This is a genomic window from Streptomyces sp. NPDC005141 (assembly GCF_053599975.1).
This window is the reverse complement of the sequence record NZ_JBSFYW010000023.1, coordinates 56361-72044: the sequence shown is the minus strand read 5'-3', so window position 1 is coordinate 72044 and position 15684 is coordinate 56361. Positions and strand designations below refer to the sequence as shown.

The 15684-nt window shown below is 71.1% G+C and carries 15 protein-coding genes; 13 read left to right on the top strand and 2 right to left on the bottom strand.

Annotated elements, in window-relative coordinates; translation table 11 throughout:
* Window positions 1-3: 3 nt before the first annotated feature.
* Window positions 4-951 carry a cupin domain-containing protein gene (locus tag ACWD68_RS19965; protein WP_451807783.1) on the bottom strand — a complete coding sequence of 316 codons (948 nt, stop codon included), beginning with the start codon at window positions 949-951 and terminating at the stop codon, window positions 4-6.
* Window positions 952-1078: 127 nt separating this feature from the next.
* On the opposite strand from ACWD68_RS19965, the gene ACWD68_RS19960 reads away from it, so the two are divergent.
* Complete coding sequence (locus ACWD68_RS19960) at window positions 1079-1912, top strand: NmrA family NAD(P)-binding protein (RefSeq protein ID WP_451807741.1); 834 nt, start codon at window positions 1079-1081, stop codon at window positions 1910-1912.
* A 17-nt stretch (window positions 1913-1929) separates the two neighbouring features.
* Here the strand turns inward: ACWD68_RS19960 and ACWD68_RS19955 are convergent, their stop codons facing one another.
* The gene (locus tag ACWD68_RS19955; RefSeq protein ID WP_451807740.1) at window positions 1930-3099 is read right to left on the bottom strand and encodes a YihY/virulence factor BrkB family protein; all 1170 of its coding nucleotides are present in this window, start codon (window positions 3097-3099) and stop codon (window positions 1930-1932) included.
* Window positions 3100-3116: 17 nt separating this feature from the next.
* Between ACWD68_RS19955 and ACWD68_RS19950 the strand changes: the two genes are divergently transcribed.
* The 12 genes from ACWD68_RS19950 (at window position 3117) to ACWD68_RS19895 (ending at window position 15684) form a co-directional block, all read left to right on the top strand.
* A complete protein-coding gene (locus ACWD68_RS19950) occupies window positions 3117-4751 on the top strand; it encodes an acyl-CoA dehydrogenase family protein (protein ID WP_451807739.1) in 1635 nt (544 codons plus the stop codon).
* 259 nt (window positions 4752-5010) lie between these two features.
* Entirely contained in the window at window positions 5011-6306 is a 1296-nt protein-coding gene (locus ACWD68_RS19945) for a GAF domain-containing protein (protein WP_451807738.1), read from the top strand.
* 158 nt (window positions 6307-6464) lie between these two features.
* Complete coding sequence (locus tag ACWD68_RS19940; protein WP_451807737.1) at window positions 6465-7814, top strand: hypothetical protein; 1350 nt, start codon at window positions 6465-6467, stop codon at window positions 7812-7814.
* A gap of 81 nt (window positions 7815-7895) precedes the next feature.
* Window positions 7896-8468 carry a GNAT family N-acetyltransferase gene (locus tag ACWD68_RS19935; protein ID WP_451807736.1) on the top strand — a complete coding sequence of 191 codons (573 nt, stop codon included), beginning with the start codon at window positions 7896-7898 and terminating at the stop codon, window positions 8466-8468.
* A gap of 164 nt (window positions 8469-8632) precedes the next feature.
* Window positions 8633-8716: a putative leader peptide gene (locus ACWD68_RS19930; protein WP_309486338.1), complete on the top strand. Its 84-nt coding sequence runs from the start codon at window positions 8633-8635 to the stop codon at window positions 8714-8716.
* Window positions 8717-8851: 135 nt separating this feature from the next.
* The gene (locus ACWD68_RS19925; protein WP_451807735.1) at window positions 8852-10546 is read left to right on the top strand and encodes a nitrite/sulfite reductase; all 1695 of its coding nucleotides are present in this window, start codon (window positions 8852-8854) and stop codon (window positions 10544-10546) included.
* On the top strand, window positions 10543-10722 hold the full coding sequence (locus ACWD68_RS19920) for a hypothetical protein (protein WP_351536777.1): 180 nt from the start codon (window positions 10543-10545) through the stop codon (window positions 10720-10722). Before ACWD68_RS19925 ends, ACWD68_RS19920 begins: the two co-directional genes overlap by 4 nt.
* Window positions 10719-11438: a phosphoadenylyl-sulfate reductase gene (locus tag ACWD68_RS19915; protein WP_451807734.1), complete on the top strand. Its 720-nt coding sequence runs from the start codon at window positions 10719-10721 to the stop codon at window positions 11436-11438. The genes ACWD68_RS19920 and ACWD68_RS19915 overlap by 4 nt, the downstream gene beginning before the upstream one ends.
* A 68-nt stretch (window positions 11439-11506) precedes the next feature.
* Complete coding sequence (cysC, locus tag ACWD68_RS19910; RefSeq protein WP_451807733.1) at window positions 11507-12043, top strand: adenylyl-sulfate kinase; 537 nt, start codon at window positions 11507-11509, stop codon at window positions 12041-12043.
* Window positions 12040-12978 carry a sulfate adenylyltransferase subunit CysD gene (gene cysD, locus ACWD68_RS19905; protein ID WP_451807732.1) on the top strand — a complete coding sequence of 313 codons (939 nt, stop codon included), beginning with the start codon at window positions 12040-12042 and terminating at the stop codon, window positions 12976-12978. The genes cysC and cysD overlap by 4 nt, the downstream gene beginning before the upstream one ends.
* Window positions 12979-12980: 2 nt before the next feature.
* Window positions 12981-14336: a sulfate adenylyltransferase subunit 1 gene (locus ACWD68_RS19900; RefSeq protein ID WP_451807731.1), complete on the top strand. Its 1356-nt coding sequence runs from the start codon at window positions 12981-12983 to the stop codon at window positions 14334-14336.
* A gap of 238 nt (window positions 14337-14574) precedes the next feature.
* Window positions 14575-15684 (top strand): aliphatic sulfonate ABC transporter substrate-binding protein, encoded by a 1110-nt coding sequence (locus ACWD68_RS19895; RefSeq protein WP_451807782.1) that lies wholly within the window; start codon window positions 14575-14577, stop codon window positions 15682-15684.

Here is a 15684-nt window from a genome sequence, read left to right as displayed (position 1 = left end):
AGGCTACGCCGGGCGGGCCCGGTGCTCCTGCGGGCTGACGCCGTAGACCCGCTTGAAGGCGCTGGACAGGGCGAAGGCGCTGCCGTAGCCGACGTGGCGGGCGATCGTCTCGAGGGTGTCGCCGGACTCGCGGAGCCGGTCGGCGGCGAGGGCGAGGCGCCGGCCGGTCAGATACGTCATCGGGGGTTCCCCGACGAGTTCGCCGAAGCGCCTGGCCAGGGCGGCGCGCGAGACGCCGGCCTTGGCGGCGAGCCCGGCGACCGTCCAGGGGTGGGCCGGGTCGTCCTGGAGGAGCCGGAGCACGCGGCCCACGACCGGGTCCGCGAGGGCCTGGTACCAGGCGGGCGCCGCGGCCTCGGGGCGGGAGAACCAGGCCCGCAGGGCGGTGATCATCAGCAGGTCGAGGAGCCGGTCCAGGACGACCTCCTGGCCGGGCTCGTCGCGCACCATCTCCTCGGCGAGGATCGGTGTCAGCGGGCACTCCCACACGTCGGAGGGGAGCGCTAGCAGCGGCGGCAGGGCGTCGAGCAGCCGGCCGTTGACCTCGCCCCGCATCATGTACGTCCCGATCAGCAGCACCGTGGAGCCGTCGAGCCGGTCGCCCCAGCTGCGGACTCCGAGGTCCCAGTGGCCCTTGAGCGAGCGCCCGTCCGGGTAGGTGCACTCGCCGCCCGGCAGGATCACGGCCTGCGGCGGGGTGCCGGGGTCGTCGGCGCAGAGGTAGGGGTCGGGGCCGCGCGCGATGGCGACGTCACCGGCGCGCAGCCGCAGCCGCTCGCCCCGGTCCGGTACGACCCAGGCGTCGCCGCGGACCACCAGCATGATCGTCAGGGGGGCGCGGTCCTCGATGCGTACGCACCACGGCGGGTCGAAACACGCACGGATCATGAAGGCGCCACGCGCGCGCGGACCCTCCAGCAGGCCTGCGAGGGGGTCCCCCCGCGTGAGCATGTCCGAGCCTGGGGGAGCGTCCATGGCGCCAGCGTAGACGGCGGCCCGAACGGCCGTGGACGCCCGCTTATGGGAATGAGCCGTTCACCGATGGTTCCTTGCCGGGGGCGGCAGTTGACTGGAACGCATGACAGACGACACGCGGAACATGACGGTGCTGGTGACAGGGGCCACGGGGCGGACCGGGAGCCGGGTCGCGCAGGCCGCGCGGGCGGCGGGGCTGACGGTCCGGGCCGGGTCGCGCGGCGAGGGCTTCGACTGGGAGGACGCCTCGACCTGGGCCGGGGCGCTGCGCGGCGCCGACGCGGCGTACCTGGTGTATCCCACGGACGTCGGCTCGCCGGCCGCCGCGGAGGCGGTCGGTGCCCTGGCCCGGGAGGCGGTGGGGCTGGGCGTACGGCGGCTGGTGCTGCTGTCGTCGCGGGGCGAGGACCGGGCCCGGCCGACCGAGGAGGCGCTCAGGACGTCCGGCGCGGACTGGACGATCGTACGAGCCGCGTGGTTCGCGCAGAACTTCAGCGAGGGCCCGCTGGTCGAGGGGCTGCGCCATGGGGAGCTGGTCTTCCCGGCCGGTGAGGTGCGGGAGCCGTTCATCGACGTCCGGGACATCGCGGACGTCGTGGTGGCCGCGCTGACCGGGGGCGACCGGTACACCGGTCGGGAGCTCGCGATCACCGGGCCCCGGCTGCTGACCTTCCGGGAGGCCGTCGCGGAGATCTCGCGGGTCACGGGCGAGGAACTGGTGTACACCCCGGTCACGGCGCGGCAGTACGGCGACACGCTGGCCGGATTCGGGGTGCCGGCCGGGGAGGTCGCGTTCCTCGTCGACCTCTTCGAGAGCCTCCTCGACGGCCGCAACTCCCACCTCTCGGACGGCGTCCGAGAGATCCTCGGCCGTGCGCCGCGGGACTTCACGGACTTCGCGCGGGAGGCCGGGGCGGCCGGGGTGTGGAAGGCCTGACGAGGACGGGCACGGGCTCAGTCCCGCGGAGGGTGCTCCTCGCCGTTCTTCGGGGCGCGATGGGTGTGGTGGGTGTTCTTGGCGTGCGTGCGCAGGCGGGACGTCACGTCCTCCGGGGGCAGGAAGCGCGACCAGCGTTCCGGGAACTCGGAGGGCATGTCGGGGTCGTCCGGATCGGCGTCGTAGGAGCGGTGCGCGGCGGCGCGGGCCACGAACTCGGCGGCCTGGGCCTCGCGCAGCCGCTCGTTGGCGGCACGGGCCGCGGCGGTGGCGGCGGCCGGCCAGACCCGGTCGATGGCGGCGTTGACGGCCGCGCCGACCAGGACGGCGAAGGCGGAGACACCGATCCACAGCAGGACGGCGACGGGTGCGGCGAGCGAGCCGTAGATGGTGGGGCCCTCGACGGTGTTGGTCAGGTAGATGCGCAGCAGGAAGCTGCCGAGCACCCACATGGCGAGGGCGACCAGGGCACCCGGCACGTCCTCGACCCAGGGGGAACGGACGGGGACGGACACGTGGTACAGGGTCGTCAGGAAGACGACCGACAGCACGATGACGACCGGCCAGTACAGGACCTGGACGACGGTCGTGGACCACGGCACGACGTTCACCACGGCGTCCGGACCCGCCACCATCAGTGGCAGCGCGACCGAGCCGATCAGCAGCGCCACGATGAACAGCAGGAACGACATCACCCGCGTCTTCACGATGCCCCGGGTGCCGTCGAGGCCGTACATCACGGTGATGGTGTCGATGAAGACGTTCACCGCGCGCGAGCCCGACCACAGGGCGAACAGGAAGCCGAGGGAGATGATGTCGGGCCGGCCGCCCTTCATCACGTCGTGCAGGATCGGCTCGGCGATCTGGTGCACGCCCTTCTGCGTCAGCACCGTGCGGGACGCCTCCAGGATGTTGGACTCCAGGCTGACGATGGTGTCGGCGCCGGTCCAGTCGTCCACGTATCCGAGCAGCCCGATCATGCTCAGCAGCAGCGGCGGCACGGACAGGAGCGTGAAGAAGGCGGCCTCGGCCGCCAGTCCCAGGATCCGGTACTCCATGCACGAGTTGACAGTGTCCTTGATCAGCAGCCAGGCGGTCCTGCGCTTCGAAACGTTCCGGTAGAGCGCGCGAGCGCGGTGGAAGCGGCCCGAGCGAGGCCGTTCAGGTGTTTCTTTTGCCTGGTGCACGTCCTTACGGTAGCGGTATGGCAGCCAGCACCCACACCGTGACCAACCAGGTCCCGCCCCTGGTCGGATATGACGTATTCGCCGCCGACCGGGCCCTCGTCGAGGCGGTCGACCGACATCTCGATCCGGAACTTCTCGACGAGGCGCGCGAGGAGCTTTCGGCGCTCGGCCGGACCTCCGGTTCCGCCCAGGTGCAGGAGTGGGGTGCACTGGCCAACGAGAATCCGCCCAAGCTGCGCACCCACGACCGCTATGGCAACCGGATCGACGAGGTCGACTTCCACCCGTCCTGGCACCGCCTCCTCGGCAAGGGCGTGACGGCGGGGCTGACCGCGGCCTGGAGCCGCCCCGGCGGCCACCTCCGGCGCGCCGCGGGCTTCGTGGTCTGGACCCAGGCCGAGGCGGGCAACGGCTGCCCGCTGTCGATGACCCACGCGGCGGTGCCCGCGCTGCGCACCGACCCGGCGCTCGCCGCCGAGTGGGAGCCGCGGCTGACGTCCACCATCTACGACCAGGAGCTGCGGCCCGCCGCTCAGAAGGCCGGCGTGCTCTTCGGAATGGGCATGACCGAGAAGCAGGGCGGCAGCGACGTACGCGCCAATACGACCGAGGCCCGTCCGCTCGCCGAGGACGGTACGTACGCGCTGACCGGGCACAAGTGGTTCTGCTCGGCCCCGATGTCGGACGGTTTCCTCGTACTGGCGCAGGCCCCGGGCGGACTGACCTGCTTCCTGGTCCCGCGTGTCCTGGAGGACGGCACCCGGAACGTCTTCCGTATCCAGCGCCTCAAGGACAAGCTCGGCAACCGGTCCAACGCGTCGAGCGAGGTCGAGTTCGACGGCACCTGGGCGCGCCGGGTGGGCGACGAGGGGCGCGGGGTGCGGACCATCATCGAGATGGTCGCGGCGACCCGGCTGGACTGTGTGCTCGGTTCGGCCTCGCTGATGCGCCAGGCGGTCGCGCAGGCGATCCACCACTCCACCTACCGCGAGGCGTTCGGCGGCCGGCTTCTCGACAAGCCGCTGATGCGCAACGTCCTCGCCGATCTGGCGCTGGAGTCGGAGGCGGCGACCACGCTGGCGATGCGGCTGGCCGCGGCGTACGACGACGGGAGCGAGCAGGAGCGGGCGTTCCTGCGGCTAGCGGTGCCGGCCGCCAAGTACTGGGTGACCAAGCGGTGTACGCCGGTCGCGGTGGAGGCGCTGGAGTGTCTGGGCGGCAACGGCTACGTCGAGGAGTCGGGCATGCCGCGACTGCTGCGGGAGTCGCCGCTCAACTCCATCTGGGAGGGGGCGGGCAATGTGCAGGCGCTGGACGTCCTGCGCGCGCTGCAGCGGGAGCCCGGGGCCCTGGACGCGTATCTGCGGGAGGTGGGCCGGGCCCGCGGCGCCGACCACCGGCTGGACGGGGCCATCAAGAACCTGCTCGCCGAACTCGCCGACCTGGACGGCGTCGAGGGCCGTGCCCGCCGTCTCGTCGAGCGGATCGCACTGGTGCTCCAGGGGTCGCTGCTCGTCCGGTACGCGCCGCCGGAGGTCGCCGACGCGTTCTGCGCCTCACGGCTGGGCGGTGACTGGGGCTCCGCGTTCGGCACCCTGCCGCACAGTCTGGATCTGGCCACTGTGGTGGAGCGGGCCCGGCCGGTGTCCTGAAGGAGGCACTGACGCGGGGGTGGTGCTGCGCCGACACGGCACCACCCCCGCCCCCGGCCCCGTTCAGGAGCTCGGACGCCGCACGGGCGGCGTCGCTGTCAGTTTCGAGGAACCTTGTGACCGTTGGCGAGAGTTGCAGACCGTTGCATTCCTTTGTGCACCTTGTGCGAAGGCCCGGCGGACCCGGCCGAGAGCAGGCACGATGTGGGACGACGGCGGCGTCGCGGCTCGTACGCGGTCCTGGTTTCGGGAGTGCCCTGTGAAGACCACATCGTTCAACCCCGCCCGTTTCGCACCGCTGGACGCGCCCGAAACAGCCGGGCACCTCCAGGAGACCTGGGCCGCGTCGGTCAAGGGGGAACGTGGCCCGATCGACCCGCGTCCGGTGATCGGCCGGTCGTGGGCGAGAGTGAAGCGATTCGGTGTCGATCCCGAACAGGGAACGAACAGCGTCCTGCTGCAGACGGAGGAACTCGAGCACCGGCGGACATCCACCGCGCTCGCCGATGTGATGCCGATCCTCCGCGGCGGACTCGGAGCGGTCGCCGACGCCTCCCTGCAGATCATGGTGGTCACCGACCCCGAGGGCCGGGTGCTGTGGCGCCAGGGCAACCCGGGCGTGCTGCGCCGGGCCGACGCCATCTGCCTTGAGGAAGGCGCCGCCTGGAGCGAGGACACCACCGGCACCAACGCCATCGGCACGGCCCTGTCGGCGGGCGCCCCCGTCCAGGTGCACTCCGCCGAACACTTCGTGCGCACCCTGCACGACTGGACGTGCGCCGCCGCGCCCGTCCACGACCCGCGCGACGGGCGGCTGCTCGGGATCATCGACGTGAGCGGCCCGGACAGCACCTTTCATCCGGCCACGCTCGCTCTGGTCGACTCGGTGTCCAGACTGGCCGAAAGCGAACTGCGCGGCAGACATCTGACCGCCATCGAACGGCTGCGTGCCGTGGCCGCTCCCCTGCTGTGCCGACTGGACGGGCCGGCGCTCGTGGTGGACACCCATGGCTGGCTCGCCGCCGTCACCGGAATGCCGCCCGTCGACCGGGTCCCGCTGCCCGACCCCTTCGCCGCGGGCCCGGCCTGGCTGCCCTCCCTCGGGATGTGCGTCGCCGAACCGATGCCCGGCGGCTGGCTGCTGCGCGTCACCTCCGCCGACGACACCGGGAGCGCCGGCCGGGTGGTCCTCGACCTCGGCGATCCACGGCGGCCGCACGTCACCGTCTCGGGCACGGCGGGCAGTTGGGCCCAGGACCTGAGCCCGCGCCACGCGGAACTGCTCTACGTCCTCGCCGTGCACCGGCAGGGACGCAGCGCGGCCCAGCTCGCGGTCGACCTCTTCGGCGATCCGACCCGCACGGTCACGGTCCGCGCCGAACTGTCCCGCGTGCGCCGCCGGCTCATCGGGCTCCTCGACCACCGCCCGTACCGCTTCCGCGAGGAGGTCGAGGTCGACGTGCTGCTGCCGGACGACCCCCGGGACCTGCTGCCGCACTCGACGGCACCGGCGGTGCTCGGAACGCGGGCCGCGGGTGAGCCGGCACCGTCCTGAGCCCGAAGAGGGGTGAAGGAGCGTATTTCGTGAGCGTCTTCCGCCGTCTTTGTCCTGGCCGGGGGGTCTCTGCCGTAGCATCCCCTCACAGGCCACCCCACCCGTCTCTCCGTCAACGCCCTCGGCGGGGGAGGCAGTTGGCCTATTCGGGAGGACGCATGAAGCAGCGCGGCAGGCACCGTCGTCGGAGAAGGGGACAGGCGCTGCGCGCCACCCTGGCCGGAACCGCGCTCGCGCTCACCGCGGCCGCCACCCTGATCAGCACCTCGCAGGCCACCGGCAGCAACAATCCGGGCGGACTCACCGCGCTCCGCTCCAGCTCCGCGGCACAGCAGCTGCGCGTCCACGAGAACCTCACCTCCCGGGACACGCTCGACACGCTCAGCGGGAACATGGGCGGCAATGTGGGCGTCGACGGAGTCCTCGGCGACACCGACCACTCGATGCGGAACACCGCCGACTGCACCACCGGCGAGCGGGCCGCGCTGCCCGTCGAGCCGACGGCCACCCGCGCGTACTGCTGGGACGACGCCGACGCGCGGACCGGGCAGTGGCAGCCGCGTTCCGTGACCACGTCCGGTGACGCCGACGGCAGCGGCCGGTGGGGCACGCATCCGGTGATCCTGGCCGGCTGGACGCACCGCGACGGGCAGGCGGCCGCGCCGACCCGCGACGAAGGCCTGGCCAGGATCGCCTTCGTCGACGCGACCGACCCGGACGCCCTCACCTACCGCTGGGTCCTGCTGGTCGCCCCGCGCGCGGGCGGCGAGGACTTCACGCCGGTCCGCTCGGGCCTCGGCGGCATGGTCTGGTACCGGGACAAGCTGATCGTCACGGCGGCGCACGGCGAAGGTCTTCTCGTCTTCGACCTGCACCGGCTGCTGCGGGCCGACGTGGACAGCGGCGCGGTGGGCCGGGTGGGCGACGGCTACTCCGCCGCCGGCTACCGGTACGTGCTCCCCGCCATCGGCTCGTACGACCCGGAGGGCGGCGCCTGTACGCGCGGCCGGGACCGCGCGGTCCCCTGCTTCGGCTCGCTCTCCCTGGACCGTACGACCGCCCCGGACAGCCTCGTCGCGACGGAGGCCACGAGCAGCCGTTCGGAGCGCACCCGTGTCTGGCGGTACGCGTTCAGCACCGCCGCGTACCGCACGGGGCTGCTCGCGGACGCCCAGGGCCATGTGGACGCGGTCGAGGCCTACACGACCAAGGGCACCTCGGTGTCCGGTGTCCTCTCGCACCGGGCCGCCGGCACGGACGAGACCCGGTGGTACACCGTGCGGCCGTCCGACAGCCGCACCCGGCACGGCTCGCTGTGGCGGCAGACCGGACACGGCGCCGAGGCGGCCACCTGCACCGCGGACCAGTCGCACGCCTGCTGGGGCCTGGGCGCCGGATCGCTCTCCTACTGGCAGCGGACCGGCGAACTGTGGACACTCAGCGACACCACGGCCCAGCGGGTGCTCTACGCGGTCCCGCTGTCGTCGGTCGACGGCTCGCTGGACTAGGGCGGACACGCCCCAGGGGATGCCGTTCGGCCTCCGGACCTCTTTTGGAGGGGCGCCCGCCCCCGTGATTCCCTGGCGGTCATGAGCAACGTCATTGTGACCACCTGGTCCCTGGAGCAGACGGCCCCGACCGACCTGCTCCCCGCGAGCGCGCCCGGCGGGGACCTGCGGATCGTCCGCGCCGAGGTCCCCTCGCCCGAGTTCAGCCGCTTCCTCTACGCGTCGGTCGGTGGGGACATCCGCTGGACGGACCGGCTCGCGTGGACGTACGCGCAGTGGCAGGAAGCGCTCGACAGGCCGGGTGTGGAGACGTGGGTCGCGTACGACCGGGGGACGCCCGCGGGCTATGTCGAGCTCGAGCCTCAGGACGACGGAGCCGTCGAGGTCGTCTACTTCGGACTCATCCCCGCGTTCCGCGGGCGCCGCATCGGCGGTCACCTTCTCTCGTACGGCGTCGCGCGGGCCTGGGACCTGGCAGAGCGCCGGCCGGGGCAGGCCGAGACGAAGCGCGTCTGGCTGCACACGTGCAGCAAGGACGGGGAGCACGCGATGGACAACTATCTGCGCCGCGGCTTCAAGCTCTTCGACACCAAGGTCGAGGAGGAGGCGGAGGTGGCCACACCGGGCCCGTGGCCGGGGGCGCACACCGCCTGACCTGCTCCGAGCCGCGGCGGCCACGGCCGCCCGGCCCTCCCCAGGACACCGCGGAAGGCCCGGTCATGTGACCGGCGACACCCCTGTCTCGCCATTCGGGACATGGGTGTCCACATGATGGACGATGGTGGACTGCCCCGAGATCCCCGTGACACGCTTCCGTCATGTCTGGAACTGGAATTGCCTTGGTGAGTCGGCGGCACGTCGACCTCGGCCGCATGTCCAGCGCCATCTGTCCGGCGAGCTGACCAGCCCAGCAGCGCCGACTCTCTCCCCTTTTGTGACCCTTGCGCAGTGCTGCGCCCATTCTTCCGTATGCACCCGTATGCGCAGGTCAGAGCCGCAGTCAGACCTGTCCCGCAGTCCCGAAGGACGTATCAACCATGGCCGCCACCCCGCAGAATCCCGCCGCCGCGCCCCGCCGCAAGGTGAGCCGTCACCGCGGCGAGGGTCAGTGGGCCGTAGGTCACTTCACCCCGCTCAACGGCAACGAGCAGTTCAAGAAGGACGACGACGGTCTCAATGTGCGGACACGCATTGAGACGGTCTACTCCAAGCGGGGCTTCGACTCGATCGACCCCAACGACCTGCGCGGCCGGATGCGCTGGTGGGGCCTCTACACCCAGCGCAAGCCCGGGATCGACGGCGGCAAGACCGCGATCCTGGAGCCGGAGGAGCTGGACGACAAGTACTTCATGCTGCGCGTCCGCATCGACGGCGGCCGGCTGACCACCGAGCAGCTGCGCGTCATCGGCGAGATCTCGCAGGAGTTCGCGCGCGGCACCGCCGACCTCACCGACCGGCAGAACGTCCAGTACCACTGGATCCGCATCGAGGACGTCCCGGAGATCTGGGACCGCCTGGAGGCGGTGGGCCTGTCCACGACCGAGGCCTGCGGTGACACGCCCCGCGTCATCCTCGGCTCGCCCGTCGCCGGCATCGCCGAGGACGAGATCATCGACGGCACTCCGGCCATCGAGGAGATCCACCGCCGGGTCATCGGCAACAAGGACTTCTCGAACCTGCCCCGCAAGTTCAAGACCGCGATCTCCGGCTCGCCGCTGCTCGACGTGGCGCACGAGATCAACGACGTCGCCTTCGTCGGCGTGAACCACCCGGAGCACGGCCCCGGCTTCGACCTCTGGGTCGGCGGCGGGCTCTCCACCAACCCGAAGATCGGCCAGCGTCTCGGCGCCTGGGTCCCGCTCGACGAGGTCGCGGACGTCCACATCGGCGTCCTCTCGATCTTCCGCGACTACGGCTACCGGCGGCTGCGCACCCGCGCCCGCCTGAAGTTCCTGGTCGCCGACTGGGGCGTGGAGAAGTTCCGCCAGGTCCTGGAGGACGAGTACCTCGAGCGCAAGCTCGTGGACGGCCCCGCCCCCGACCAGCCGGTCGCCCGCTGGCGCGACCACGTCGGCGTGCACCGGCAGCAGGACGGCCGGTACTACGTCGGCTTCGCCCCGCGCGTCGGCCGCGTGGACGGCGCGACCCTGACGAAGATCGCCGAGCTGGCCGAGGCGCACGGCTCGGGCCGGCTGCGCACCACCGTCGAGCAGAAGATGATCGTGCTCGACGTGGACGAGACGCGGATCGACTCGCTCGTCGAGGGCCTGGAGGCTCTCGACCTGACCGTCAACCCCTCCACCTTCCGGCGCGGCACGATGGCCTGCACCGGCATCGAGTACTGCAAGCTCGCGATCGTCGAGACCAAGGCGCGCGGCGCCTCCCTCATCGACGAACTCGAGCGCCGCATCCCGGAGTTCGAAGAGCCTCTCACCATCAACATCAACGGCTGCCCGAACGCCTGCGCCCGTATCCAGGTCGCGGACATCGGTCTCAAGGGCCAGTTGGTCCTCGACGAGCGGGGCGAGCAGGTCGAGGGATACCAGGTGCACCTGGGCGGCGCGCTCGGCCTGGAGGCCGGGTTCGGCCGCAAGGTCCGTGGCCTGAAGGTCACTTCGGACGAACTGCCCGACTACATCGAGCGCGTCCTCAAGCGTTTCCAGGCGGAGCGCGAGGACGGCGAGCGCTTCGCCACCTGGGCCTCGCGCGCCTCCGAGGAGGCCCTGTCGTGAGTGAGCGTGCCGCACCGTTCTACTGCCCCTACTGCGGGGACGAGGATCTGCGACCCAGCGAGGAGGGACACGGCGCGTGGGAATGCGCGGCGTGCAACCGAGCCTTCCAGCTGAAGTTCCTCGGGCTGCTGTCCCGAGGCCTTCGGCAGGAAGAGCGTGGAGGGGCGGAGATATGACGACCATTCAGGAAGAGCGTACGGGCGAGGACTTGAGGAGCCTGGCCGAGCAGGCCGGGCGTGACCTGGAGGACGCCTCCGCCCTGGAGATCCTCCGATGGGCCGTGGACACCTTCGGCAAGAGGTTCTGTGTCACCTCCTCCATGGAGGACGCCGTCGTCGCCCATCTCGCCTCCCGTTCGGCGTCCGGCGACAGCCGCGTCGACGTGGTCTTCCTCGACACCGGCTACCACTTCCCGGAGACGATCGGCACCCGTGACGCCGTCGAGGCCGTGATGGACGTCGAGGTCATCACGCTCACCCCGCGCCGGACGGTCGCCGAGCAGGACGCCGAGTACGGCCCGAAGCTGCACGACCGCGACCCCGACCTGTGCTGCGCCCTGCGCAAGGTCAAGCCCCTCGAAGAGGGCCTGACCGCGTACGACGCCTGGGCGACCGGGCTGCGCCGCGACGAGTCCCCGACCCGGGCGAACACCCCGGTGGTCGGCTGGGACGAGAAGCGGCAGAAGGTCAAGATCTCGCCCATCGCCCGCTGGACGCAGGACGACGTCGACGCGTACGTCGCCGAGCACGGCGTCCTCACCAACCCGCTGCTGATGGACGGTTACGCCTCGGTCGGCTGCGCGCCCTGCACCCGGCGGGTGCTGGAGGGCGAGGACGCGCGCGCCGGCCGCTGGGCGGGCCGCTCGAAGACGGAGTGCGGGCTGCACGGATGACGCCAACGACGACGGCAACCACGACGACCACGCCCGCCGTGGACCCCACGATCTCTCAGGAGCAGCAAGTGACGACCGGAGCCACCGTCTGGCTCACGGGTCTGCCGAGCGCCGGCAAGACCACCATCGCGTACGAGCTGGCCGGCCGGCTGCGCGGGGAGGGCCACCGTGTCGAGGTGCTCGACGGCGACGAGATCCGCGAGTTCCTCTCCTCGGGGCTCGGCTTCTCGCGGGCGGACCGCGACACGAACGTGCGGCGGATCGGCTTCCTCGCCGAACTCCTCTCGCGCAACGGCGTCAAGGCGCTCGTCCCGGTGATCGCGCCCTACGCGGACAGCCGCGAGGCCGTGCGGGGGCGCCACCAGGCAGGAGGCACCCCCTATCTGGAGGTGCACGTGGCGACCCCGGTGGAGGTCTGCTCCGTACGCGATGTGAAGGGGCTGTACGCCAAGCAGGCCGCGGGCGAGATCTCGGGGCTGACCGGCGTCGACGACCCGTACGAGGCGCCCGAGTCGCCCGATCTGCGGATCGAGTCGCACACCCAGACCGTGCAGGAGTCCGCTGCCGCGCTGCATGCGCTGCTCACCGAGAGGGGTCTCGCATGACGACCGTCGCCAGTGTCTCCGAGGAGACGGAGCGCAGCCCGTACGCGCTGTCGCACCTGGACGCTCTGGAGTCCGAGGCCGTGCACATCTTCCGTGAGGTCGCGGGCGAGTTCGAACGGCCGGTGATCCTCTTCTCCGGTGGCAAGGACTCCATCGTCATGCTGCACCTGGCGCTGAAGGCGTTCGCGCCCGCCGCGATCCCCTTCACACTGCTGCACGTCGACACCGGACACAACTTCCCCGAGGTCCTCGGCTACCGCGACCGGACCGTGGAACAGCACGGCCTGCGTCTGCACGTCGCCTCGGTCCAGGACTACATCGACCGCGGAGTGCTGCGCGAGCGCCCCGACGGCATCCGTAACCCGCTCCAGACCCTCCCGCTCACCGAGAAGATCCAGTCGGAGCGCTTCGACGCCGTCTTCGGCGGCGGGCGCCGCGACGAGGAGAAGGCCCGCGCCAAGGAGCGGGTGTTCTCGCTGCGGGACGAGTTCTCGCAGTGGGATCCGCGCCGCCAGCGCCCCGAGCTGTGGCAGCTCTACAACGGCCGCCACGCGCCGGGCGAGCACGTCCGCGTCTTCCCGCTCTCCAACTGGACCGAGCTGGACGTCTGGCAGTACATCGCCCGCGAGGGCATCGAACTCCCCGACATCTACTTCGCGCACGAGCGTGAGGTCTTCCGGCGGGGCGGCATGTGGCTGACCGCCGGCGAATGGGGCGGACCGCGCGCGAGTGAGACTGTAGAGAAACGACAGGTGCGCTACCGGACAGTGGGCGACATGTCCTGCACCGGTGCGGTCGACTCCGAGGCGACCACCCTGGACGCCGTCATCGCCGAGATCGCCGCCTCCCGTCTGACCGAGCGTGGCGCCACCCGCGCCGACGACAAGGTGTCCGAGGCCGCGATGGAAGACCGCAAGCGCGAGGGGTACTTCTAGACATGACCAGCACCACCGAACCCACCGAGCCCCTGTCGGTCGAGCAGTTGTCGGCGACGACCCTGCTGCGTTTCGCCACCGCGGGCTCCGTCGACGACGGCAAGTCCACGCTCGTCGGACGGCTGCTGCACGACTCCAAGTCGATCCTCACGGACCAGCTGGAGGCCGTCGAGCGCGTCTCGGCGAGCCGCGGGCAGGAGACCCCGGACCTCGCGCTGCTCACCGACGGTCTGCGCGCCGAGCGCGAGCAGGGCATCACCATCGACGTCGCCTACCGCTACTTCGCCACCGCGCGCCGCCGGTTCATCCTCGCCGACACCCCGGGGCACGTGCAGTACACCCGCAACATGGTGACCGGTGCCTCCACCGCCGATCTGGCCGTCGTGCTCGTGGACGCCCGCAACGGCGTGATCGAGCAGACCCGTCGGCACGCCGCCGTCGCCGCTCTGCTGCGCGTCCCGCACGTCGTCCTCGCCGTGAACAAGATGGACCTCGTCGAGTACAAGGAGTCCGTCTTCGCGGCGATCGCCGAGGAGTTCACGGCGTACGCCTCCGAGCTGGGCGTCCCCGAGATCACCGCGATCCCGATCTCGGCGCTCGCCGGTGACAACGTGGTGGACGCCTCCGCGAACATGGACTGGTACGGCGGCCCGACGGTCCTGGAGCACCTGGAGACCGTGCCGGTCAGCCACGATCTCGCGCACTGCCACGCGCGGCTGCCCGTGCAGTACGTGATCCGCCCGCAGACCGCCGAGCACCCGGACTACCGGGGGTACGCCGGTCAGATCGCGGCCGGTTCCTTCCGCGTCGGCGAGAGCGTCACCGTGCTGCCGTCCGGGCGCACCTCGAAGGTCGCCGGGATCGACCTGCTGGGCAAGCCGGTCGACATCGCGTGGACCCCGCAGTCGGTGACCCTCCTGCTGGAGGACGACGTCGACATCTCGCGCGGTGACCTGCTCGTGCCGAGCAAGGACGCGCCCCCGACAACGCAGGACGTCGAGGCGACCGTCTGCCATGTGGCGGACGAGCCGCTCACCGTCGGCCACCGGGTGCTGCTCAAGCACGGCACCCGCACGGTCAAGGCGATCGTCAAGGACATCCCGTCCCGGCTGACCCTGGACGACCTCTCGCTGCACCCGCACCCGGGCCGGCTGGTCGCCAACGACATCGGCCGTGTCAAGATCCGCACCGCCGAGCCGCTCCCGCTCGACGCGTACGCCGACTCCCGGCGCACCGGCGCGTTCATCCTGATCGACCCGGCCGACGGCACCACGCTGACCGCGGGCATGGTCGGCGAATCCTTCGCCGCGCCGCAGCCGGTCAAGGACGAGTCCGACGACGACGGTTGGGACTTCTGACATGAACCCCATCGACATCTACTCCACGTTCGCGAAGGAGGGCGGCCGCGTCGGCAGCGGCGCCCTCGGCAGCGGGCAGGGCGGAGTCGCGCGATGTGCGCGATGACGTACGCGCACTGCCTGCGCGCCCTGTCCCCCCACCCGACGTCCCGGATGAGACGAAGACCTGCCGACCTTCCCGGCCACGACTGAGATCGTGACCGCCGGGCCAACGAGAGGAACACCTCCCGTGCCTGCCATCCGCTCCAACCGCTCCGCTCTGGTGCGCCGCGGCATCGCCGTCGCCACCGCTCTCCCCCTGCTCGCCCTCGCCGCCTGCAGCTACGGCTCCGACGCGAAGGACGACACCAAGGCGAAGGTCGCCGCCGGTTCGAAGAAGATCGACGGTCTCGACTCCGTGAAGATCGGCTACTTCGGCAACCTCACGCACGCCACCGCGCTGGTCGGCAATCAGAAGGGCTTCTTCCAGAAGGAGCTCGGCGCCACCGAGGCGAAGTACCAGATCTTCAACGCCGGCCCCTCCGAGATCGAGGCGCTCAACTCGGGCTCCATCGACATCGGCTGGATCGGCCCCTCGCCGTCGATCAACGGCTTCACGAAGTCCGAGGGCAAGAGCCTGCGCATCATCGGCGGTTCGGCCTCGGGCGGCGTCAAGCTCGTGGTCAACCCCAAGAAGATCAAGTCCCTGAAGGACGTCAAGGGCAAGAAGATCGCGACGCCGCAGCTCGGCAACACGCAGGACGTCGCGTTCCTCAACTGGGCCGCGGAGCAGGGCTGGAAGGTCGACGCCCAGAGCGGCAAGGGCGATGTGTCGGTCGTCCGCACCGACAACAAGATCACCCCGGACGCCTACAAGTCCGGCTCCATCGACGGCGCCTGGGTGCCGGAGCCGACCGCGTCCAAGCTGGTCGCCGAGGGCGGCAAGGTGCTGCTCGACGAGTCGGACCTGTGGCCCGACAAGAAGTTCGTGATCACGAACATCATCGTGTCGCAGAAGTTCCTCAAGGAGCACCCGAAGGTCGTCGAGGCGGTCCTGAACGGCTCGGTCGAGACCAACAAGTGGATCAACGCCAACCCGGACGACGCGAAGGCCTCGGCCAACAAGCAGCTGGAGGCCGACTCGGGCAAGGCGCTGCCGGCCGACGTCCTCGACCCTGCCTGGAAGTCCATCCAGATCACCAACGACCCGCTGGCCTCGACGCTGAACAGCGAGGCGGACCACGCGGTGAAGGCCGGTCTCCTGGAGAAGCCGAACCTGACCGGCATCTATGACCTCACGCTCCTGAACAAGGTCCTCGCGGCCGCGGGCGAGAGCAAGGTCGACGACGCCGGTCTCGGCGTCAAGTAA